The sequence below is a fragment of the Pedobacter sp. MC2016-15 genome, assembly GCF_026239695.1.
Lineage (GTDB): Bacteria > Bacteroidota > Bacteroidia > Sphingobacteriales > Sphingobacteriaceae > Pedobacter.
Genome location: NZ_JAPIVS010000006.1, coordinates 287763 through 310682 on the forward strand (window position 1 = coordinate 287763; position 22920 = coordinate 310682).

General features: G+C 43.6%; 26 protein-coding genes. 14 read left to right on the plus strand and 12 right to left on the minus strand.

All coding sequences use genetic code 11. From position 1 onward, the window contains the following. Window positions 1-142: 142 nt before the first annotated feature. Entirely contained in the window at window positions 143-505 is a 363-nt protein-coding gene (locus tag OQY15_RS18415) for a response regulator (protein WP_265793401.1), read from the plus strand. 30 nt (window positions 506-535) lie between these two features. Continuing rightward, entirely contained in the window at window positions 536-895 is a 360-nt protein-coding gene (locus OQY15_RS18420; protein WP_265793402.1) for a response regulator, read from the plus strand. A 7-nt stretch (window positions 896-902) separates the two neighbouring features. On the opposite strand, the gene OQY15_RS18425 is transcribed toward OQY15_RS18420, so the two are convergent. Next, complete coding sequence (locus tag OQY15_RS18425) at window positions 903-1769, minus strand: helix-turn-helix domain-containing protein (RefSeq protein ID WP_265793403.1); 867 nt, start codon at window positions 1767-1769, stop codon at window positions 903-905. 194 nt (window positions 1770-1963) lie between these two features. Here OQY15_RS18425 and hxlB point away from each other — a divergent pair, with 194 nt between their 5' ends. The 3 genes from hxlB (at window position 1964) to OQY15_RS18440 (ending at window position 3778) form a co-directional block, all read left to right on the plus strand. Next, the gene (gene hxlB / locus OQY15_RS18430; protein ID WP_265793404.1) at window positions 1964-2548 is read left to right on the plus strand and encodes a 6-phospho-3-hexuloisomerase; all 585 of its coding nucleotides are present in this window, start codon (window positions 1964-1966) and stop codon (window positions 2546-2548) included. 33 nt (window positions 2549-2581) lie between these two features. Then, window positions 2582-3214, plus strand: a complete 633-nt coding sequence (gene hxlA, locus OQY15_RS18435; protein WP_265793405.1) for a 3-hexulose-6-phosphate synthase — start codon at window positions 2582-2584, stop codon at window positions 3212-3214. 192 nt (window positions 3215-3406) lie between these two features. Then, window positions 3407-3778 (plus strand): response regulator, encoded by a 372-nt coding sequence (locus tag OQY15_RS18440; protein ID WP_265793406.1) that lies wholly within the window; start codon window positions 3407-3409, stop codon window positions 3776-3778. 12 nt (window positions 3779-3790) lie between these two features. Here OQY15_RS18440 and lpxB read toward each other — a convergent pair whose 3' ends face one another. Genes lpxB through surE form a run of 3 tightly spaced genes read right to left on the minus strand, consistent with a single transcriptional unit; the run spans window position 3791 to window position 5938 of the window. Next, complete coding sequence (gene lpxB, locus OQY15_RS18445; protein ID WP_265793407.1) at window positions 3791-4900, minus strand: lipid-A-disaccharide synthase; 1110 nt, start codon at window positions 4898-4900, stop codon at window positions 3791-3793. Beyond that, on the minus strand, window positions 4897-5166 hold the full coding sequence (locus tag OQY15_RS18450; protein ID WP_265793408.1) for a stationary phase survival protein SurE: 270 nt from the start codon (window positions 5164-5166) through the stop codon (window positions 4897-4899). Before OQY15_RS18450 ends, lpxB begins: the two co-directional genes overlap by 4 nt. Continuing rightward, entirely contained in the window at window positions 5159-5938 is a 780-nt protein-coding gene (surE, locus tag OQY15_RS18455; RefSeq protein WP_265793409.1) for a 5'/3'-nucleotidase SurE, read from the minus strand. Before surE ends, OQY15_RS18450 begins: the two co-directional genes overlap by 8 nt. Window positions 5939-6018: 80 nt before the next feature. Between surE and OQY15_RS18460 the strand changes: the two genes are divergently transcribed. Beyond that, on the plus strand, window positions 6019-8952 hold the full coding sequence (locus tag OQY15_RS18460) for a M16 family metallopeptidase (protein ID WP_265793410.1): 2934 nt from the start codon (window positions 6019-6021) through the stop codon (window positions 8950-8952). A gap of 64 nt (window positions 8953-9016) precedes the next feature. Here the strand turns inward: OQY15_RS18460 and OQY15_RS18465 are convergent, their stop codons facing one another. Both OQY15_RS18465 and acs read right to left on the minus strand, forming a co-directional pair. Further along, window positions 9017-9202 carry a CsbD family protein gene (locus OQY15_RS18465; protein WP_142530979.1) on the minus strand — a complete coding sequence of 62 codons (186 nt, stop codon included), beginning with the start codon at window positions 9200-9202 and terminating at the stop codon, window positions 9017-9019. A 74-nt stretch (window positions 9203-9276) separates the two neighbouring features. Beyond that, a complete protein-coding gene (acs, locus tag OQY15_RS18470) occupies window positions 9277-11172 on the minus strand; it encodes an acetate--CoA ligase (RefSeq protein WP_265793411.1) in 1896 nt (631 codons plus the stop codon). A gap of 335 nt (window positions 11173-11507) precedes the next feature. Here acs and rpmB point away from each other — a divergent pair, with 335 nt between their 5' ends. The 7 genes from rpmB to OQY15_RS18505 all read left to right on the plus strand — a co-directional run bounded on the left by rpmB (window position 11508) and on the right by OQY15_RS18505 (window position 17285). Next, a complete protein-coding gene (gene rpmB, locus OQY15_RS18475; RefSeq protein ID WP_037437638.1) occupies window positions 11508-11741 on the plus strand; it encodes a 50S ribosomal protein L28 in 234 nt (77 codons plus the stop codon). A gap of 39 nt (window positions 11742-11780) precedes the next feature. After that, entirely contained in the window at window positions 11781-11963 is a 183-nt protein-coding gene (rpmG, locus tag OQY15_RS18480) for a 50S ribosomal protein L33 (RefSeq protein WP_008242799.1), read from the plus strand. A gap of 24 nt (window positions 11964-11987) precedes the next feature. After that, the gene (locus OQY15_RS18485; protein ID WP_090556573.1) at window positions 11988-12149 is read left to right on the plus strand and encodes a DUF4295 domain-containing protein; all 162 of its coding nucleotides are present in this window, start codon (window positions 11988-11990) and stop codon (window positions 12147-12149) included. 75 nt (window positions 12150-12224) lie between these two features. Further along, window positions 12225-13187, plus strand: a complete 963-nt coding sequence (gene ftsY / locus OQY15_RS18490; RefSeq protein ID WP_265793412.1) for a signal recognition particle-docking protein FtsY — start codon at window positions 12225-12227, stop codon at window positions 13185-13187. 32 nt (window positions 13188-13219) lie between these two features. Then, on the plus strand, window positions 13220-14554 hold the full coding sequence (rimO, locus tag OQY15_RS18495; RefSeq protein ID WP_265793413.1) for a 30S ribosomal protein S12 methylthiotransferase RimO: 1335 nt from the start codon (window positions 13220-13222) through the stop codon (window positions 14552-14554). Between the two features lie 46 nt (window positions 14555-14600). Continuing rightward, the gene (gene bshC, locus OQY15_RS18500) at window positions 14601-16190 is read left to right on the plus strand and encodes a bacillithiol biosynthesis cysteine-adding enzyme BshC (protein WP_265793414.1); all 1590 of its coding nucleotides are present in this window, start codon (window positions 14601-14603) and stop codon (window positions 16188-16190) included. A 9-nt stretch (window positions 16191-16199) separates the two neighbouring features. Beyond that, window positions 16200-17285 (plus strand): Ldh family oxidoreductase, encoded by a 1086-nt coding sequence (locus OQY15_RS18505; RefSeq protein WP_265793415.1) that lies wholly within the window; start codon window positions 16200-16202, stop codon window positions 17283-17285. Window positions 17286-17361: 76 nt separating this feature from the next. Here OQY15_RS18505 and lepB read toward each other — a convergent pair whose 3' ends face one another. From lepB to OQY15_RS18530, 5 genes are read right to left on the minus strand one after another with little or no spacing between them, the layout of a single operon-like run. Beyond that, window positions 17362-18558 carry a signal peptidase I gene (gene lepB, locus OQY15_RS18510; protein ID WP_265793416.1) on the minus strand — a complete coding sequence of 399 codons (1197 nt, stop codon included), beginning with the start codon at window positions 18556-18558 and terminating at the stop codon, window positions 17362-17364. Window positions 18559-18566: 8 nt separating this feature from the next. After that, window positions 18567-19307 carry a 4-hydroxy-tetrahydrodipicolinate reductase gene (gene dapB, locus OQY15_RS18515; RefSeq protein WP_265793417.1) on the minus strand — a complete coding sequence of 247 codons (741 nt, stop codon included), beginning with the start codon at window positions 19305-19307 and terminating at the stop codon, window positions 18567-18569. A 31-nt stretch (window positions 19308-19338) separates the two neighbouring features. Then, window positions 19339-19956, minus strand: a complete 618-nt coding sequence (locus OQY15_RS18520) for a DUF5683 domain-containing protein (protein WP_265793418.1) — start codon at window positions 19954-19956, stop codon at window positions 19339-19341. Beyond that, window positions 19956-20873 (minus strand): ParB/RepB/Spo0J family partition protein, encoded by a 918-nt coding sequence (locus tag OQY15_RS18525; protein ID WP_265793419.1) that lies wholly within the window; start codon window positions 20871-20873, stop codon window positions 19956-19958. Before OQY15_RS18525 ends, OQY15_RS18520 begins: the two co-directional genes overlap by 1 nt. 10 nt (window positions 20874-20883) lie before the next feature. After that, window positions 20884-21690 carry an AAA family ATPase gene (locus OQY15_RS18530; protein WP_265793420.1) on the minus strand — a complete coding sequence of 269 codons (807 nt, stop codon included), beginning with the start codon at window positions 21688-21690 and terminating at the stop codon, window positions 20884-20886. Between the two features lie 179 nt (window positions 21691-21869). On the opposite strand from OQY15_RS18530, the gene OQY15_RS18535 reads away from it, so the two are divergent. Further along, complete coding sequence (locus tag OQY15_RS18535) at window positions 21870-22391, plus strand: NAD(P)H-dependent oxidoreductase (protein WP_265793421.1); 522 nt, start codon at window positions 21870-21872, stop codon at window positions 22389-22391. 11 nt (window positions 22392-22402) lie between these two features. Here the strand turns inward: OQY15_RS18535 and OQY15_RS18540 are convergent, their stop codons facing one another. Beyond that, window positions 22403-22858, minus strand: a complete 456-nt coding sequence (locus OQY15_RS18540; protein WP_265793422.1) for a hypothetical protein — start codon at window positions 22856-22858, stop codon at window positions 22403-22405. Window positions 22859-22920: the final 62 nt, after the last annotated feature.

Here is a 22920-nt window from a genome sequence, read left to right on the forward strand (position 1 = left end):
AATCATAGAGATTTAGGCTTTGTTAAAATGGGGTTGCTGAAAGGCAACCCTTTTTTATTTAGGCTAAATGTCCCCAAAAACAAAAAAACAAAACTATTCTATCGTCTCACCGTTGTGTTTCTTGAAATGATAATGAAATGAGATGAAGAAATACATACATGTAGTAGAAGACAATGAGGATATCAGATATATTGTAGAATTTTTCCTGGCGGATTTCGATTATGAAGTCCAGCTCTCTGCTAATGTAAAAGACTTCATCGGCAGCCTGAACGGCCCGCTGCCCGACCTCTATCTGGTGGATGTGATGTTACCCGACGGCAATGGTCTGGAGATCTGCAATCATCTCAAAAACAGTCAGGCTACCAAACACATTCCTGTAATCATCATGTCTGCACATTCCAATGAACGTGAAATAAAAAGAGACACTACAGCAGATGATTTTATCAGCAAACCGTTTGACCTGAACGATCTTGTCGCTGCCATTGAAAAACAGTTAAAACCATAAATATTATTCAATAATACCTACATTTGAATCATGTCAAAATTAATACAGATCATCGAAGATGATGAAGCTATCCGTGAAGTGATAGAGTATATTTTACAGCAGTCAGACTACGAAGTGCACGTCGCTGCAAATGCTAAAGAATTCAAAATAAACCTGCACAACCTTCTGCCAGACCTGATCCTGATGGATGTAAGGCTTCCTGACGGGAATGGCTTGCAATTGTGCCGCAGGCTAAAGCAAAGCATCGAAACTAAAAATATTCCGGTGATCATCATGTCTGCACATGCCACTGCAAAAGAAAGCAGTAAAGAGGCTCTTGCCGATGATTTTATTGCCAAACCTTTCGATCTGAACGACCTGCTGTTACTGTGCGAGAAACACCTGGCATAAAGAGCCTCTATTCTACCAGGGTATTGGATTTCGATTCGATATGATTTTTTGCCTGTTTCTGAAAATCCTCAGGTGAAGATCCCGTTTGCTTTTTGAAAAACCGGCTGAAATATGGCCGGTCGCTAAATCCCAGGTCATAAGCGATCTCCTTGAGCGTATTTTCACTATGGATAATCTGACGCTTCGCTTCCAGGATGATGCGGTCGTGGATCAGCTGCATTCCCGTTTTATCCAGTTTCTCTTTAAGTATCTGGTTGAGCCTCTTTGAACTGATGCCCAGTAATGAGGCATAAAACTCTGCATTGCGTTCCTGCTGATAGTTTTCTTCCAGCATCATCATAAACTCATACACCCGCTTCTGGTTGAGGTCCTGTGCTGTAAAAACATGTTCCTTGATCCTGATCAGCTTCAGCAGGAAAACTTTGAGCAGGGCTTTGAGAATCAGGAAACCTCCTGTCTGCTGCTGGTATTCCTCTTCCAGCAGGGGGTAGATTTTATTCAGCTCTGCTGCATTGGAGGCCGACAAGGGCAAACAGGAAAACTCACCCTGAATGTTGAACATCTTGAAAAGGTCGAGATAAAACTCTTTATCCTCTTCTTCCAGGAAGTCTCTTTTAAATGACAGCAGGATTCCATTTTTCCCGGCTTTGTTCAGCTGGTGTACACGGTATGGCGGGATCAGATAAATCCAGTCGCCCCTCCCCTGTTCTTCGCCTTCCCTCACCGTATGCAGCGGCAGCTCATTCTGCAACCAGACGATTTCAAAAAAATCTTTCCTCCCGGGATCATTCAGGTAGCTGGGTGGACAATGCTCCAGATTCCTGATATAGATCAAAGATTTTTCAAGTCCTAAAGTTGCGTCTGTCTTCATCATTCAAATATACCTGATCTTAAAAGCTTGCATTGGACAATCTGGAAATTGAGGTGCACTTATTTCCAAAAGCCTGTTTTTTATGGCATTCCTGTGATCAGGATTGGCAGAAGTTTCCGGAAAGTCCCACATAATGCGCACATAGTATAACCATCAGGCCTGGTGAGCCACATACCTTTGACGCAAACAAAAAGGATATGAGTAATCCCAATCAACAAGATACAGTCGCCGGTCTCAGAGCAAACCTTGCCATGATCCTGGAAGAAAACCAGAAATTAGCAGCACAGCTGGATTATGATCAGATCGCGCTGCTGGTTCCGCAGATTCAGCAGGCCAGGCGTATATTTCTGATCGGTGCCGGCCGCTCTGGTCTGGCCCTGCGCTCCGCAGCAATGCGCCTGATGCACCTGGGACTTACAGTTTATGTAGCGGGAGAAACCACTACCCCTGCTATTGCAAAGGGCGACCTGCTGATTGCTGCATCGGGCTCCGGTACTACAAGCACCATTGTCAAGGCTGCAGAGAAAGCTGCTGCTGCCGGAGCTGTGATCGCCGCAATTTCCACGACCACCGTATCGCCACTGGCAGAGCTCTCTTCATTCATATTGCTGGTTCCTGCAGCACAAAAACAGGATCACGGGAAAACCCTCTCTGCACAATATGCAGGCAGCCTCTTTGAACAGGCAGTACTGCTGCTGGCTGACGCTATTTTCCAAAGCCTCTGGGCAGCAGATGGCACTCCCGCTGAAGAGCTCTGGAAGAGACATGCAAACCTCGAATAACATCAATTTAATTACATATAAAAACAAATAAACATGGCTAAATTACAAGTCGCAATAGATTTACTGACTACAAAAGATGCACTGGAACTGGCAGGAAAAATTGCCCCTTACATCGATATTATTGAACTGGGAACTCCATTGATCAAAAACGAAGGAATTGCTGTAGTAACGGCAATGAAATCTGCACACCCTGACAAACTGGTTTTTGCAGATTTAAAAACTATGGATGCAGGTGAGCTGGAGGCAGACATCGCTTTTAAAGCGGGTGCCGACCTGGTTACTGTTCTTGGTGCTGCAGGTGATGCTACCATTGCAGGTGCAATAAAAGCAGGTAAAGCACATGGAAAAGGTGTCGTAGTTGACACTATCGGAGTGGCTGACCGCGTTAAACGTGCACAGGAAGTGATCAAATTAGGAGCTGAGTTTGTAGAATTACATGCAGGTCTTGATGAGCAATGGACTGATGGTTATTCTATCCAGGTGCTGATCGACGAAGCTGCACGCGCAGGTGTTCCTGTTTCGATTGCTGGTGGAGTAAATATTAAAAACGTTACTGAGGTTATCAAAGCAGGAGCAATTGTTGCTGTTGCCGGTGCTGCAATTTACGGAGCAGAAGATCCTGCTGCAGCTGCAAAAGCATTGCGTGAAGCAATTGATGCCGCTTAATTTTTAAAATGATATCATTCAAAGGCTGGCAGAGTTATCTGACCAGCCTTTGTTGTTTTCTGCTGTCCTGAAGCCTGTACACCGCAGCTTCCTTTAAGGCCTTAAAGACGGCACTGTATCTCAGAAAGATAAGGCGCAGTCTTGGAACAATCTTTGATAGGGATTGAAATTGGAAAACCTACAGGACCTGACATGACTAAAAGGATACACGTGCTTGAAGATGATGGCGATATCAGATATATCATCGAATATTTATTAAAAGATGAAGGTTATGAACTACAGCTTTCTTCTTCGGTGAGTGAACTGAAAAGTAAACTCCGGGATTCTTTGCCAGACCTTTTCATCATTGATGTCATGTTGCCCGACGGCAATGGTATAGAAATTTGTGATGACCTGAAAAGCGATATGTTTACCCGCCATATTCCGGTAATTGTAATGTCGGCAAACCCAAGGAGCAAGCAAATGAGCTCCCAGGTATGTGCTGACGATTATATCAGCAAGCCTTTTGATCTGGATGATGTAGTTAACCGGATCAATAACCTGCTGCTGAAAAAGACGGCCTGATCAATTAGTTGATCATGATTTTTTAAGATATTCGGAAATGAGTTTGGCTGTCCTGCCAGAGGCACCAGGTTCTCCCATAATAGTAGCTAAATCCTTATAGCTTTCCAGCATATTTTGCCGCTTAGGGCCACTCAGTAAATTAACCAGACAATCCGTAATATTCATCGTATTGCAATCGTTCTGGATAAGTTCAGTAACCACCTCCCGATCCATAATCAGGTTGACCAGCGAAATAAACCTGATCTTTACCACCATTCTGGCAATCGCAATAGAAATTGCGCCTCCCTTGTAAACAACCACCTGAGGGACTTTAAACAAGGCGGTTTCCAATGTAGCAGTCCCTGATGCTACTACTGCAGCACTGGCATGATGCAACAAATCATAAGTCTGCCCGAAAACGAGTTTAACATTTTTAGCCCCGATAAACTGCTGGTAATAGGCGGGCAGGAAGCTTGGCGCGGCTGCCACCACAAACTGCTGATCCGGGAAATTTTCGATGACACTCAGCATAACCGGAAGCAACCTTTCAATCTCCTGCTTGCGGCTGCCCGGCAATAAAGCGATGATTTCGGCTCCCGCCAGTCCGTTTTTTGTCAGGAAGTTATCGTCGGGCACAAAAGCAGCTTTTTCATCCAGCAGCGGATTGCCCACATAATCGACCTCCATCCCCCATTCTTTATAAAATGAAACCTCAAAAGGCAGGATACAAAACATTTTGTCTACTACCTTCTTGATTTTTAATACCCTCTTCTGGTTCCATGCCCAAACTTTCGGGGATATATAATAACATACTCTGATGTTATGCTCTTTTGCGAAGGTCGCAATCTTCAGATTAAATCCGGGAAAATCAATCAGTATCAGCACGTCCGGAGTATAAGCCAGGATATCCTCCTTACAGGCTTTCATATTGCGCATAATCGTTGGCAGGTTGAGAATCACTTCCGTAAAACCCATAAAAGCCATATCGGCATAATGCTTTATGAGTGTACCACCTTCGGCTTTCATTTTATCACCGCCAAAATACCTGAAGTCGCCATTTGCATCCTGTTCCTTCAGCGCCTTCATGAGGTTGGCACCATGCAGGTCTCCGGAAGCCTCACCGGCTACGAGGTAGTACTTCATGACTGTGAGATTTTATAGAAGAAGAAAAGAAAGCCCCAGATAAATGTGGCACTCAGGATTCCCCTTCCGGTATTTTCCTTATTGATCTTAAAAAAGTATTTCAGCAGCAGGGCGTTCACTGCGATACATCCAATCAGCAGTAGATCTGCCTTTGCCAGCACAGCTACACGATGCATGATAAACCATACGATGGAAATCAATACACCCGGAACCAGAATCCCGATGCCGAAGCCTGCCCACACACTATTTTGAATGCGGTTAATCATTAAATGTCCAGGAGTTTAATACGGGAATGGCATGATGTGCGGTGAGGTCAAACTGTACCGGCACTACGGAAACAAATCCATGGTCCAATGCCCATACATCAGTATCTTCACCTTTATCGTTGTTCTGGAATACTCCCGTTAACCAATAGTAAGCACGTCCGTGCGGGTCCTTGCGCTCATCAAATTCTTCGGCCCATTTCGCATTTGCCTGACGGCAGATTTTGATGCCCTTGATATCCTTTCCATTAGGGAAGTTCACGTTGAGCAATGTGGCCTGAGGCAATCCATGATCCAAAACCTGCTGTGCGATGGTTTTCACATATTTGAGACAGTGACTAAAGTCGGCCTCTTCCGCAAAATCGTCGAGAGAGAACCCTATGGACGGAATACCCTCGATTGCTCCTTCTACAGCTGCAGACATAGTGCCTGAATAGATGACGTTGATGGAGTTGTTCAATCCGTGGTTGATACCGGAGACACAGAGATCGGGCTTTTTACCCTTAAATATCTTATTAACGGCGAGCTTCACGCAGTCTACCGGAGTACCTGAACATTTATACATCTCTACACCTTCGTACAAGTCTACCTTATTGAAACGCAATGGTTTGCCAATCGTAATCGCATGTCCCATCCCCGACTGAGGACCATCAGGAGCCACTACAACTACGTTTCCCAGTTCTTTAACGGCTTCAATCAGATTTCTGATACCCGGTGCAGTGATACCATCATCATTTACTACTAAAATATTAGGTCTGGATTGCTCTTTCTTCATGAGGGTAAAAGTACAAGATTATAGGATAAAACTGTGATAAATTCATTTTCAAAAGTATATTTGAGAATAACTTATTCAACATGAAACGAAAATTATTAATGCTCTTTTGCCTCCTTTTTAGCGGGGCGGCAATGATGGCACAAACTGTATACCAGTGGAAAACAGCCTCCTCCGCTGGATATACCTACAAGTATGTGACCAACGACCCTACGAAATCGCGTTTTTACACCTTGAAGAACGGACTGACCGTGGTACTGTCTGAGAATACCAAAGAACCCAGCATCCAGTACAGGATGGCTGTAAGGGCAGGCAGTAATACTGATCCGAGAACCGCAACGGGATTGGCGCACTACCTGGAGCATCTGCTGTTCAAAGGTACAGACAAGTTTGGAACCATGGACTATGCTAAAGAAAAGCCTTTGCTGGACAAAATTTCTGTGTTGTACGAAAAGTACCACGCTACTACTGACCCTGCAAAACGTAAGCAAATTTATGCGGAGATCGATAAAACTTCGGGCGAAGCCTCAAACTATTCGATTGCCAATGAGTACGATAAGATGATGAAATCTATTGGCGGACAAATCACAAATGCGCATACCTGGTATGAAGAGACGGTGTACGAAGAGGATTTCCCTTCCAATGCAACGGATAAATTCCTGGCCCTGCAGGCAGAGCGCTTCCGTGCCCCGGTATTCAGGATTTTCCATACTGAACTGGAAGCGGTGTATGAGGAGAAAAACCGCGGACTGGACAATGACAGCTGGAAGATCAGTGAGAAACTGAATGCTTTGCTGTACCCTACCCATAATTACGGACAGCAAACGACCATTGGTACCATAGAACACCTTAAAAACCCATCGCTCGTAGAAATCCGCAAGTTCTATGACAAATATTACGTGCCTAACAACATGGCCCTGGTATTATCAGGCGATTTCAAAGCGGATGAAATGATCAAAAAAGTGGATGAACATTTCTCATTCATGCAAAACAAACCTGTAGTGGCTTATGCTCCGGCACCGGAAAAACCACTGACAAAAATCCAGACTGCAGATATATATGGACCAAGCGCTGAGGTCATCAGAATCGGATACAGAGGATATGCAGAAAATACGAGACAGAGTATGCTGCTGGATCTGATTGGCAGCATCCTTTCTAACGACAAAGCCGGCCTGCTGGATATCAACCTGAACAAAAAACAGAAGGTATTAAGCTCAGCTGCCGGGTATCAGCAGATGAAAGACTATGGTACCTTCATCTTGCTGGCACAGCCAAAACAGGGACAGACACTGGAACAGGTGAGACAATTGTTACTGGAACAAATTGCTCTGCTCAAAAAAGGGCAGTTTGATGAAAGTCTGATCAAAGCTACGGTTGCGAACAGCAAACTGACGCTCCTGAAATCATTTGATAAAAACGATTTCCGTGCGGAGGCCATCACCAATGAGTTTATCATGAACCGTGGCACAAAATGGGATAAATCATTGGGTAACCCTGATGCGATGGCCAAAGTGACGAAAAAAGAGGTGGTAGATTTTGCTAACCAGTTCTTTAAAGACAACTATGTGGTGATCCTGAAACACAAGGGAGAAGATAAAAGCATCCAGAAAGTGGAGAAGCCCGCAATCACAGCGGTTAAAACCAACACCAACGAAACCTCAGATTTCACTAAAAATCTGCTTGCAGAGAGCTCCAAACCTATAGAGGCACGCTTCCTGGACTATATTAAAGATCTTAACTTCGGCAAGGCAGGCATCGCGGATGTGGTTACGGTCCAAAATAAGGAAAACAGTATTTTCAGTCTGAGCTACCGATTTGATATGGGTGCCTGGAATAATAAAATGGCTCCTTACGCAGCGAGGTACCTTACTTATCTGAGTACCGATAAATATACTGCTGAGGAAATCAGCAAGCAGTTTTATAACATTGCCTGCAGTTACTCATTTACTGTTTCCAATGATGTCACCACTGTAACCATCAGTGGCCTGCAGGAAAACTTTGACCAGGCGGTAAATCTCGTAGAGCATATCTTCGCCAACTGTAAGCCGAACGAAGCTGCGCTGACAGAACTAAAAAGCAGCATCCTCAAGTCAAGGGAAAACAATAAGCTGAACAAGGCGGCGATTCTTTCAGGCCTCATGAGCTATGCACAATATGGCCCGCAAAATCCTACGAATTTTGCACTGAGCAATGAGGAAGTTAAACAGATGACTTCTGCACAGCTACTGGATATCATTCATCACCTGAAGGACTACAAACATAGCATTAACTATTACGGTCCGCAGAGCCTTGATGTATTTGCCAAAAACATTGAAAAGGCACATGCCCTGCCTGCCGCATTCACTGAAGCCCCGGCAGCGCAAAAGTTCAGCTATACCAATACGGCAGAAAACCAGGTATTTTTTGCCAACTACGACATGGTGCAGTCGGAGATCCGCTGGGTAAGAAACAGTACGAAATACGATGCCTCTGAAGCTGCAAAAATATCCCTGTTCAACAGTTACTTTGGTGGTGGCATGGGCTCGATCGTTTTCCAGACTATCCGTGAATCAAAAGCTTTGGCCTATTCTACCTTTGCCTTTTATTCTACACCGGATAAAAACACCAAAGACTATACTATGATAGCCTATGTAGGCAGTCAGGCCGATAAGATGACTGATGCAGTCGGCGCTATGAACGAACTGCTGAATGTGTTGCCGGAGTCTGACAAAAACTTTGAATCTTCAAAATACAGCACACTGAATGCCCTCGAAACTTCCAGGGTGACCAACGATGATATCATCGCTCATTATTATGCAGATAAAAGACTGGGACTGGACCATGATTCAAGGATCGATGAATACAAAGGATTGAAGCCATTGACTTTTGCAGATATCAAGACTTTCCATCAGGATAAAGTAGCGAACAAAGCTTACAATTATTGTATCGTTGCTTCTGATAAAAAAGTAAAAGCTGAGGACATGCAGAAATTCGGGAAACTGAATACACTGACCTTAGAGCAGATCTTCGGTTACTAACAGAACAAAAAAAGAGGGGGCATACTAAGTACGCCCCCTCTTTTTTTTGAACTAATTGTTATGTTTATAATGACTTCAGCCAATCAATGACCTCATCACGGGTTTTACCGGTCTTCTGTTGAATCCTTCCATAAAGCTCATCATCTTTACCTTCTTCATGTTTCAAATCATCATCGGTAAGATCGCCATAAGCTTGTTTTACTTTACCCTTCAACTCGTTCCACTTTCCTTTTAATTCTAACTTATCCATGGTATATGTTTTTTCGTTAACTATTGAACTACCTAAACAACACCAGGGATAAGAATTTGTTTGTAAAAGGCCGGTTACAACTGCTTGGCTGCAACAATAATCTCTTCTACTACTGCCGGATCAAGTAAGGTACTTGTATCACCAAGGTTTGTAGTTTCACCTTCCGCGATCTTTCTCAGAATCCTGCGCATGATCTTGCCGGAGCGCGTTTTAGGCAGGCCACTGACAAAGACAATCTTGTCAGGTTTGGCAATAGCCCCGATCACACGGGTTACCGTTTGCAGAATATCTTTTTTGGTAAGGTCAGACTCATTGTGCAGCTTCGGATAGATGATAAAGGCAAAAATCCCTTGTCCTTTAATCTCATGCGGATAACCAACCACAGCACTCTCCACAACGCCGGCATGCATGTTTATCGCATTTTCCACTTCGGCAGTACCGATTCTGTGTCCGGATACGTTGATCACGTCATCTACCCTGCCAGTGATTTTGTAGTAACCGTCTTCATCCCTCATACAGCCGTCACCGGTAAAATACAGATCCGGATATGTAGAAAAATAAGTTTGTTTACAACGTTCGTGATCACCATAGGTAGTGCGCAGCATACCCGGCCACGGGAACTTGATACAAAGGTTACCGTTAACACCGTTACCTTCAATTTCATTACCCTGCTCGTCCACCAGGATCGGCTGGATGCCTGGCAAAGGTAGGGTAGCACAAGCCGGTTTTAATGGCGTTACAAAAGCGATCGGCGATATCATCAGTCCGCCGGTTTCTGTTTGCCACCAGGTATCTACAATCGGGCAGTTTTTATGGCCAACTTCCTCATCAAACCAGTGCCATGCCTCTTCATTGATTGGTTCTCCCACAGATCCCAGTACGCGCAACGTGCTCAGGTCTTTACCTTTTAATGGATCAGTACCGTAACTCATCAGTGAACGGATAGCTGTAGGAGCTGTATATAAGATATTAACTTTATGTTTTTCTATGATTTCCCATAACCTGGATGGCGTAGGATGCGTAGGAACACCTTCAAACATCAGTGTAGTGGCACCCTGAGAAAGCGGTCCGTAGACAATATAAGAGTGGCCTGTAATCCAGCCGATATCAGCTGTACAGAAGAAGACTTCATCAGGCTGATAGTTAAAGGCATTGGTGAAGGTATATCCTGCATAAACCATATATCCGCCCACGGTATGCACCACCCCTTTCGGTTTACCGGTAGATCCGGAGGTGTACAGGATGAAGAGCATATCTTCGGCATCCATTTCTTCAGCAGGACAATCCGTGTCTACCTGTTTAATTTCATCTTCAAACCACAGATCACGGCCTTTCAGCATGGAAACCGGGGTACGTGTATGTGTCAGTACAATGACCTTCTCGACAGTAGGACATCCGATCAGTGCATCGTCAATGACCTCTTTCAGCTGGATCTGTTTGTTTCCACGGAAAGATCCGTCAGCAGTAATCACCAGTTTACAGGCAGAATCATTGATCCTGTCAGCAATCGATTTAGCGGAGAAACCACCAAAAATCACTGAGTGTACCGCACCGATACGGGCACAGGCCAGTACAGCCACGGCCAGCTCAGGCACCATCGGCATATAGATACAGATCCGGTCTCCTTTGACTACGCCATTTTTTTTCAGCACGTTGGCAAAACGGCATACCTGCTCATGCAGTACTTTATAGGTAAGAGTTATACTCGATTTGTCAGGATCATTAGATTCCCAGATAATGGCAGGTTTATCTCCATTTTTCGCCAGGTGGCGGTCAAGACAGTTTTCAGTAATATTCAACTTTGCGCCCTCAAACCACTTGATATTTGGTTCGGAGAAATTCCAGGACAGAACTTTATCCCATTTCTTTCTCCAGAGGAATTCTTCAGCTATTCCGGCCCAGAACTTTTCCGGCCATTCCACGCTAAACCTATACGTTTCTTCGTATTCGGCAAAAGATTTGATTTGCATAAAAATGATTATTTGGTTGTGCTAGTTATAATTTGGTTGTGCTTTAATTCCTGTGCTATATTTATCAAATATAAATTTTTCGTAAGGTATATAAATATTTATTAATGGATTTTTTAGGCCGGCTGAAGCTTGAGACCCGGCAGCGGAAGTGTCTGGAAGAAGCTGCCGCCGATATTCAGGGAAAATTACCTGCCTTTATGCCAGGAGAAGGCAGGAATTCTGCATTATTTTCAAAAATAATCTTGTGTAGTATTGGTTGTTACAATTATTTTTGTGATATTTGCACACTCTTAAAAAATTAAGCGAAGAACAATTTAAATATATATATTAAAGGCATGTCTAGAGTTTGTGATTTAACCGGAAAAAAGGCAATGAGTGGTTTTAATGTTTCTCACTCAAACGTTAAAACTAAACGTAAGTTTTATCCCAACTTACAACTTCAGAAATTTTATATTCCTGATGAAGATCGTTGGATAACACTGAAAGTTTCTACTTCAGCTATTAAAACCATCAATAAAATTGGTATTACTGAAGCGATCAACCGTTTCGTTAAAAAAGGATTTTTGTAAAAAACATTGTTGATGCGAATCAACTAAAACAATAATAAAATGGCAAAAAAAGGTAACAGAGTACAAGTTATTCTAGAGTGTACAGAGCATAAAACTAGCGGCATGCCTGGTATGTCTAGATATATCTCTACAAAAAACCGTAAAAACACTACAGAGAGATTAGAGTTGAAAAAATTTAATCCAGTGTTGAAAAAAGTAACGGTTCACAAAGAAATTAAGTAATACACATTTCCAATCTTTTAGATCATGGCAAAAAAAGTAGTTGCAACCCTTAAAACGGGTAAAGGTAAAGAATATTCAAAAGTTGTTACGATGACTAAATCACCAAAAAGTGGTGCTTATTCTTTCAAAGAAGTTATCGTTCACAACGATCACGTTAAAGATGCTATTGCTGGAACAAGCAAGTAATTTTAATATTTAATCATATTAAAGCCGTCCCTTCATTCTGATGGGAGGGCTTTTTTTGTTTTCATCTATATTTCTATGGGATTATTTGATTTCTTCAAGAAAAAAGAAACAGCCCCTGAAGCTCAGGAGGCACTAAATAAAGGTCTAGAGAAAACTAAAGAAGGGTTCCTTAGCAAGATCACCAAGGCCGTAGCAGGAAAATCAACTGTAGATGATGATGTGCTGGACAACCTGGAGGAAGTGCTTGTAACTTCTGATGTGGGCGTTACCACTACGCTGAAAATTATTGACCGCATCCAGGACCGCGTAGCAAAGGACAAATACCTTTCTACTTCTGAACTGAACCTGCTATTGCGTGATGAGATCCAGCTCCTGCTTGCAGAAAATAACAGCAATGATTTCCGCAGCTTTGAATACGGAGACCATAAACCCTACGTGATCATGGTGGTTGGCGTAAATGGTGTGGGTAAAACTACGACCATCGGCAAGCTTGCCAATAAGCTCAAGGCAGAAGGGCTTAAAGTGGTATTGGGTGCAGCGGATACCTTTAGGGCAGCTGCTGTAGAACAGATCAAGTTATGGGGCGAAAGAATTGGTGTGAGGGTTGTGGCACAGGCCATGGGTTCTGATCCTGCTTCTGTAGCCTTTGACACTATACAGTCTGCCGTAGCCAATGGCGAAGATGTGGTGATCATAGATACTGCCGGACGTTTGCACAACAAAATCGGACTGATGAACGAATTGGGTAAGATTAAAAAGGTGATGGAAAAAGTAATTCCGGGTGCCCCACATGAAATCTTACTGGTACTCGATGGCTCTACTGGTCAAAACGCATTCGAACAATGCAAACAGTTTACCGAGGCAACAGATGTAAATGCCCTGGCAATTACTAAACTCGATGGAACCGCCAAAGGTGGTGTGGTGATCGGCATCTCCGATCAGTTTAAAATCCCGGTAAAATATATCGGGGTTGGTGAAGGTGTTAATGACCTTCAGTTATTTGATAAAAAAGCTTTTGTTGACGGACTTTTTAAATAGTCTGTGCATAAGAGCAACAATACATACACACAATGAACACAAAAACTGCTTCTAAAATTATCCCCGTTAAAAAACCTAAGATCAATGTAATCACATTGGGCTGTTCGAAGAATTTATATGATTCGGAGGTATTGATGGGGCAATTGAAAGGAAATAGCCTGAATGTGGTTCATGAGGCAAATAATATCAGTAAAGACGATATTGTGGTGATCAATACCTGTGGTTTTATTGATAATGCCAAACAGGAATCCATTGATACCATTCTCCAGTACAGTCAGCTGAAAGATGAAGGCAAAGTGAGCAAGGTGATCGTTACCGGCTGCCTTTCGGAACGCTACAAGCCTGAACTTGAATCTGAGATCACTAATGTAGATGCCTTTTTCGGTACCAACGATCTCCAAAATATATTACATTCCCTGGGTGCAAATTATAAGCATGAGCTGATAGGTGAAAGGTTACTGACCACCCCCTCACATTTTGCCTATTTTAAAATTGCCGAAGGATGTAACCGCCCCTGCTCTTTCTGTGCTATTCCGCTGATGCGTGGTAAACACGTATCTACCGAAATGGAAGCATTGGTGCATGAAGCAAAAATTTTAGCCGCCAACGGCACTAAAGAACTGATCCTGATTGCACAGGACCTCACCTACTACGGCCTGGATATTTATGGTAAACGTAACCTTGATGAGTTGCTAAGACGTTTATCCGATATCAATGGTATCGAATGGATCCGTCTGCAATATGCTTACCCATCAGGTTTTCCAATGGAAATTCTGGATGCCATGAACGAACGTGAGAATATCTGCAAGTACCTGGATATGCCTTTACAGCACATCACAGATAACATGCTGAAATCTATGCGCCGTGGGATCACCAAACAGAAAACCATAGATATCGTAAACCAGATCAGGGACAAGGTACCAAACATCGCTATGCGTACAACATTAATCTGTGGTTACCCGGGCGAAACTGAAAGGGATTTTGAAGAGATGCTGCGCTGGGTTGAAGATACCCGTTTTGACAGGTTGGGTTGTTTTACCTATTCTCATGAGGAAAAAACACATGCACATAATTTGGTGGATGATGTGCCTGATGAAGTAAAGCAGGAACGTGTAGATGCCATTATGGAGTTGCAGCAGGGAATTTCCTTTGATATCAACCAGGAGAAAGTGGGTAAAACCTACAAGGTTCTGGTAGACAGAAAAGAGGGTGATTTCTTTATCGGACGTACGGAATATGACTCGCCGGAGGTTGATAATGAGGTGTTAATCGATGCAAGTACGGGCTATGCTGCCAATGGAAGCTTTGTAAATGTACGTATCGACCGTGCGGAGGACTTCGATCTATATGGACAGATTGTAAAATAAATTTGGCATTTCACAAATTGTAGTTTATTAGCTTAATTTCGTGGCAATGCAGCCCAGGTACATCAATTATCAACAAACAAATTCTTTTTCTTCTGTTGTATTAGATTACATCGATGGAAAGGATGAACTGAAGTCTTTTTATCAATATGCCCCTACGCTTCAGGGCTTTCAAAAGGCGATCGAAGACCGCAGATTTTCGGGCGACCGCAAGCTGCTGGCAGATACACTCCGGAAGCAATACAGCCAGCTGAAGCCTTCGGCCCTGGTTGAACAAAATATCAACTTATTAGCTGATGACCGCACGTTTACGATTACAACGGGTCATCAGCTCAATATATTTACCGGCCCTCTTTATTTCATCTATAAGATTGTTACGGCAATCAAGCTGGCCGCAGACCTTAAAAAAGAGTATCCTTCCTATAATTTTGTACCAGTTTACTGGATGGCTACTGAAGATCATGATTTCGAAGAGATCAATAATGTCAAAGTAGAAGATAAAAGAATCAGCTGGCAGACAAAAGCTGCAGGTGCCACGGGTAGAATCAATCCAAAATCTATTACTGAAGCCCTGGTGGCTTATAAAGGTTATCTTGGAATTTCTGAAAACGGACAAAAACTGGCTGATCTTGTAGATCAAGCTTATTCCGGAAACCAAACTCTTGCCAACGCGACACGTGAGCTGGTCAACGCCCTGTTTGGAGCCAAAGGGCTGGTCTGTACCGACGCTGATGATGCAGCATTGAAAGCACAGTTCTCGTCTATCGTTTACCGTGACATCACCGAACAACACAGTTTTAAACTGATCAACGAAAGCAGCGAAGCCCTAGAAAAAGCAGGTTACAAACCTCAGGTTAACCCAAGGGAGATCAATTTCTTCTATATGGACGACCAGCTTCGTGAACGTATCGTTGAAGAAAACAACGAATATAAAGTACTCAATACTTCCATCAGTTTCAGCAAAGAAAGCCTTAAAGAAGAATTAAACCAGCATCCGGAACGCTTTAGCCCCAACGTAGTGATGCGGCCGGTGTATCAGGAGCTCATCCTGCCAAACCTGGCCTATATCGGCGGAGGCGCAGAAGTAACCTACTGGTTGCAGCTCAAAGCGAATTTTGATTTTTACGGCATTTTCTACCCTGTGCTTTTACTGAGAAACTCTGCGCAGATCATCGATGAAAGAAGCGCCAAAAAGATGGAAAACCTGGGCATCAGCTCAACCAGTCTGTTTGATACTGACGAACATCTGAAAAACCAATGGATCAGGTCCAACGTGGTAGATGACCTGCTTACCCTCGATGCCGAACAACAGGCCATCATCGCGATCTTTGAACAGATTAAAGAGAATTCGTATAAGATAGATAAAGGCCTCTCCCTGTCCGCAGAAGCTGCCAAAGTGAGAACTTTAAGGCTAGTAAGCAATCTGGAGAAAAAACTGATGCGTGCGGAGAAACGCAAGCACGCTACCTCCCTACAGCAAATTGAAGATCTGAAAGATAAGCTGTTTCCAAACGGAGTGATGCAGGAAAGGGTATTGAATATCGCCCCGATGTATGTCCTTTACGGAGACGACTTTATTGAAAGTCTTTTACAGGCCTTCCAGCCTCTCGACTATAAATTCACAATTTTGTACGCATAAACCTATCCCATGAACTCATATACCTTCACAGAAGAAAACCTCAGGAATTTCACTAAGAATGTATTTTTGAAGATGGGATGCCCGCCGGCAGATGCGGATCTTGCAGCTGATGTACTGCTGAGTTCCGACCTTCGGGGTATAGACTCTCACGGCGTTGCCCGTCTGAGCGGTTATATCCGCCTCTGGGAGAAGCAGCGTATCAATGCTACTCCGGATATCCGTGTGGTACATGAAACGCCAACTACTGCCACTATTGATGGCGACAGAGGCCTGGGGCTGGTTGTTGCACCTTTCGCCATGAAGGTTGCGATTGAAAAAGCTACCACTTATGGAACAGGATGGGTGGCAGTAAAAAACTCTAACCACTTTGGTATTGCCGGATATCACGCGCTGATGGCGGTAGAAAAAGATATGATCGGTATCAGCATGACCAATGCGAGTCCGTTGGTTGCCCCTACATATGCCAATGAAAGATTACTGGGTACCAACCCGATGTGTTATGCTTTCCCTGCGGGGAATTACCCACCAGTAGTGGTGGATATGGCTACGGCCGCAGCAGCCAATGGGAAGCTGGAAATCGCACAGCGAGCCAACCTGCCTATACCAGAAGGATGGGCACAGGATAAAGATGGTAAAACCTCTACAAATGCGAATGAACTGAAAGCGGGCGGAGCACTGCTTCCCCTGGGGAGCGACAAAGACCATGGGAGTCATAAGGGCTATGGTTTAAGTGCTACGGTAGATATCCTTACAGCTGTGCTATCGGGAGCGAATTATGGCCCATGGGCACCTCCATTCGTGGCTTTCCTGGAGCCATCACCTAATCCTGTTGGTGAAGGTCTCGGCCATTTCTTTGGTGCTATGCGTGTGGATGGTTTCCGTCCTGCGGCAGATTTCAAGCAGCATCTGGATAACTGGATTGAGCGCTTCAAAAGCGCAAAGACTGTAGATCCCTCAAAAAAGGTGATTATTCCGGGGGAACCGGAATTTGCATTTGAGAAGGAACGTAAAATTTCGGGTATTCCACTGGTAGAACCTGTGGTAAACGATTTAAATGAACTTGCCGATAAACTCGGTATCTCAAGATTATCTTAAAAAAAGAACCTTATATTTCGATACCTTCTGGTGCGTTTCAGCAGCAGGCAGCATCGAAATATAAGGTTCTTTTTCTTTAATTGATTCCTCTGAATATTCTACTCCATCTGATCTTGCTGAAGAATGATCCGTTTGTATCATAACTCATCCAGATGAACAAGGCTTTCCCTACTACGTGGTCTTCAGGTACAAAGCCCCAATAACGTGAATCCAGTGAATTGTGCCTGTTATCACCCATCATCCAGAAGTAGTTCATCTTAAAGGTATAACTATCGGTTTTCACACCATTGATGAGGTATCCAGTACCAGATTTCTCTACTTTATTACCTTCATAGATCTCAATTGCACGTTTATACAAAGGCATGGTATTGGTGTCCAGTTTAACTGTCCATCCTTTTTTAGGGATCTGAATAGGTCCCCAATTATCAGCATTCCATTTCCTGTTTGGATCCTGGGGGAACACACTTGGTTCCGCAGCATCAGGCGCAGCGGTACGCGTGGTTACGAAGGCTACGAAATCTAGTTTCTTTACCTCCTCCATCTGATCAGGGGTACCCACAAAGTTATAGCTGTCCTGAGAAATCGCCATGATATCCCTTTCAATTACAAAGCCCATATCCTCAAAGAGCTGGAAGTTTACATCAGCAGATTTAAACTTTACCGTGTAATCAATCTGGCCTGTCCTTTTCATCGGCTCCGCCTTCCCGTTTACTGATACCAGTCCGTTGCTCATGCTCAGCACATCTCCACCAATACCGATACAACGTTTGATATAATTCTCACGCTTATCCACCGGCCGGCTCACTATCGTATACTGACTATGCACAGCCTCACGACCTACAGAACGTACCATCTCATAATAATCGCGGTCCTGTGCTTCCAGGGCAACGGTATCGCCATCAGGAAAATTAAACACCACTACATCATTTCTTTTGATCTCCTGTATTCCCGGAAGTCTTCTGTATTTCCATTGTACGCCATCCCAGTACGCCTTGGTACCCGTAACCGGCATCGTATGATGCGCGAACGGAAAAGCTACCGGTGTCATTGGAATCCTGGCACCATAATTTACCTTGCTTACAAACAGAAAATCACCGATCAGCAGTGATTTTTCCATGGAACCTGTAGGGATAGTGTAAGCTTCAATAAAAAATACGCGGATGACCGTCGCGGCAATTACAGCGAAGATGATGGCATCAAACCATTCCTTGCTTTTAGTTTTTTTCTTTTTTGGCGCAGTATCAGTATTCTTTTGCCAGAATTTCAAATTCATATTTTTAGCTATTTAAAATTAAATATATCAGATATATTATAAAATCCCTGTTTGTTTTTCAGCCACTCTGCTGCTACTACAGATCCCAGTGCAAAACCCGCACGGTTGTGGGCTGTATGTTTGATCTCAATCTCATCCACTTCGGAGCTGTAGATCACCGTATGTGTTCCAGGGATGTTTTCTATTCTTTGTGAGGCAATCAATAGCTGATCCTGCTTTACCACTTCCAGTTCCGTCTGACCTTCGAGTTCATTTACCCATTCAGATTTGCGTTCCAGGTTACCGATGATCCCTTCTGCGATCGTCATTGCCGTCCCACTTGGGGCATCCAGTTTTTGTGTATGGTGAATCTCCTCTACCTGAACATCATAGGCAGGATAGTCGTTCATGATCTTCGCCAGCACTTCGTTGATATGAAAGAACAGGTTTACCCCGATGCTGAAGTTAGATCCGTATAATAGCGTATTGTTATTTCTGAGGCATTCGTCTTTGATCTCCTGCAACTGTCCGTACCAGCCGGTTGTACCTACCACCAATGGAACATTGGCTTCAAAGCAGGTATAGATATTTTTTATAGCAGCGTCAGGAAGACTAAAATCGATGGCAACATCTGCTTTCCTTAAGTTTGACACTGTCAGTTCTTCCAAATTTTTACTGCCGATTTTAAGCACAACCTCGTGCCCTCTCTCAACGGCAAAGCGCTCAATAATCTGACCCATTTTACCGTAACCGATTAAAGCTATATTCATGTTTGTATGTATGTTTGATTTAGATGAGTATTTATAATCTGAAGCCAATCTTTAGCGCCGGGGAGAAAGAATTGTATCCGTATCTGACATTTGAATTGATCATGGAAGGTGATATTTTGATGGCCATATTATCCCCCACATCAAAATATTTCAGGCGGGCATCTACATAGGCTTCAATAATATTTACGGCATACAGCGCTACGAATGAAAAAAGGACAACCTCCCTGTTCCTGCGGTAAACATCTTTAGCAGTGATCAAACCCGAGGTAGGATATTCAGAAAACCTGCTCCCCCTGGGTGACTGACCGTTGTTGGCCTCTCTGTATTGAATTTCGGAAAGAAATTCCTTATAATTTCGGTTGTTCTGCATGTAGGACATCGCCAGTAATGTACCGCCGACGTAGATTGCGGAGACTTTGATCCCGCGGTATACTGTTAGTCCGTTTCCTATTTGGCCCCATCCGGGAATCATAGCAGAGCGCAGTGCAGCCTTTCTTGCGGCAACCTTGCCCAGGTTTACATATTGTGCGGTATCAGTTCTCGCAGGTGTGCGCTGCAGACTATCGCCCTTCACAGTAAAGTCTTCCTGTCCCCTGACTACCATAGCAGTGCAGCACAAGAAGACCGATAACAATAAGATTTTTGACATTACCAGTCTAATAGTTCTAATATTCTGCTCAGGTCGTCGTTAGACACAAAAGGGATTTCTATGGCACCCTTACCATTTTCGCCGACCTTCAGTTTCACTTTCGTGGCAAATCTGGAGGCCAGGTCGCGCTGTAGTTTCTGGTATTCAAAAGAAGTACCTGCAGGCTGCTTAGCCGCTTTAGGTTTAATCTGAAGACTGTTGATGCTGCGCACCAGTTCTTCAACCTTGCGGACAGAAAGACCTTTATCAATAATTTCCTGGTGGATGAACAATTGTTTTTCCGGCTCTTCAACATTGATCAGTGCGCGCGCATGGCCCATGGAGATTTTCTGGTCGCGGATAGAGATCTGTATGGCCGGAGGAAGTTTCAGCAGGCGCAGGTAGTTGGTCACAGTAGACCTGTTTTTACCCACACGTTCTCCCAGTTGTTCCTGTTTAAGACTGCATTCATCCAGCATACGCTGAAAGCTTAGTGCTACTTCAATGGCATTCAGGTTTTCACGCTGAATATTTTCAATCAGCGCCATCTCCAGCATCTGCTGATCATTGGCCTGGCGTACATAGGCAGGAATTTCAGTGAGGCCAGCTAACTTTGAAGCCCTTAAACGGCGTTCTCCTGAGATCAGCTGGTATTTGCCCTGCTCTGCAGCACGTACTGTAATTGGCTGGATCAGTCCCTGGACCCTGATAGATTCTGCCAGTTCGTTCAGCGCAACCTGATCAAATTCAGTTCTGGGCTGATATGGGTTGGTAGTGATATCACTGATCCTGATTGTACCTATATTGTTAGGCTGAGCCTTCTGTTCAGTTTCACTGATCGGGTTCATCGCGTTCTTTGGCGGATGTACCGACTCAGAGTCATCCAAAAGCGCACTTAATCCTCGTCCTAAACCTGTTTTTCGCTGAAAAGATGTCATTAAAATATGTTTAAATAGTATTTGCTGAAGTCACGCCCGGGGTTTCTGTAACCAGCCCGTTTTTACGGACGATCTCCCTGGCAAGGTTCAGATAGTTAATCGCACCTTTACAATTGGCATCATGCATGATCACAGATACCCCATAACTTGGTGCCTCACTTAAACGGGTGTTCCGCTGTATGATCGTTTCAAAAACAAGATCCTGGAAATGTGTTTTGACTTCTTCCACTACCTGATTGGACAGGCGTAAACGCACATCGTACATAGTCAGTAAAATCCCTTCAATTTCCAGTTCAGGGTTCAGTCTGTTCTGTACAATTTTTATGGTGTTGAGCAGTTTACCTAATCCCTCGAGTGCGAAATATTCACATTGTACGGGGATAATAACAGAATCTGCTGCTGTTAAAGCATTTATAGTGATCAGTCCGAGTGATGGAGAGCAGTCGATGATGATAAAATCATATTCATCTTTGATCTTCTCCAGAACCGCCTTCATTTTATATTCCCTGTTGGTCAGGTTAATCATCTCGATTTCCGCACCAACAAGATCAATATGTGCAGGCAGAAGGTCCAGGTTTGGTGTTTCTGTCTTTTGAATAGCTTCTGAAGGCTCCACGTCATTGATAATGCATTCGTAGATACTGTTCTTGATGCTTCTGGGATCAAATCCAATACCTGAGGTAGAATTGGCCTGTGGATCTGCGTCTACCAATAAGGTTTTATACTCTAATACTGCCAGGCTGGCGGCTAAATTTATAGATGAAGTTGTTTTACCTACTCCACCTTTCTGATTTGCCAATGCAATAATTTTACTCATTTATCTTTTTAATAATTACCAATTATTCCCTGAGAACTCGTGAATTAGATTCTTTATGTGTAAAAACGCTATTTTTTCCTATATTTAGGGGCTTTTTAACAAATAGCTAAGATACAAACTAAATGACAATATTAGTGTTAAACGCCTAAGTGTTTTAAACATCTTATTAACAATATCACATGATTACCATCATTTCCGGCACAAACAGACCTGGAAGCAATACGCTGAAAGTCGCAAAATATTATCAGCAGGCAATTCAAAAAAAGGGTCAGGAGGCCACAATTCTGGATCTGATGGAGCTGCCGGAGAACTTTATTCAGACCGATATGTTTGGAAAGAGGTCTGAGGCCTTTGGGAAAATCCTTCAGGAACTGGACCGCTCAGAGAAATTCATCTTCATCATTCCTGAGTACAACGGAAGCTTTCCCGGCGTCTTGAAAGCCTTTATTGATGCATGTGATTTCCCCGGAAGTTTTTACGATAAGAAGGCATGCCTGACCGGCATCTCTGGTGGCAGATACGGCAATATCAGGGGGATAGACCACTTTGTAGGCGTTTGCGGTTATCTGCATATGCATGTTCTGCCTTTGCGTCTGCATATTCCCGCGATCAAAACAGAACTCAACGAAAACAATACTTTTTTTAAGGAAGACACCTTAAAATTCACCGGAGAACAAATCGATAAGTTTATCGCTTTTTAGGCCAAATCCATTTATATACCAAAGCTCATCCAGGTTTTTCCTTCGTTACCAAACACAAAGAAACCCGGGTAAAGCATCTCCGCCACGTCTTCCAGTGAAGAAACAAAAGACTCGGGATCACTCAAAAATGCCGATGTATCTTCCATTAGATAGACCCTGTTGTACTGTACTGCCGGCCATTCATTTTCCAGCAACGCAGGAACTGCACCCATAAAATCCAGCATGCTCACCTGTGTTTCGTGATAGATCAGCACCTTTGCTTCTGCCGGATCAAACTTTAATTCGCCACCTGCAGCCTCAATCAGAATGTTCAGCACGGGGCTGATTACATTTTCCCTGTCCAGACAGCAGACAGGCACTTTGTCCATAAATTTAATCTTATGCTCAACAATATCTACGCGTTCCTGAAGGTCATCACGCAGGCTTTCATCCTGAACATTATTTATAACAGCATTTAAAAAAGACATCCGATTAATTTATTACTTTGTGCAAAAATACTATTCCTTGCCGATGCCCCGAATTATAAAAG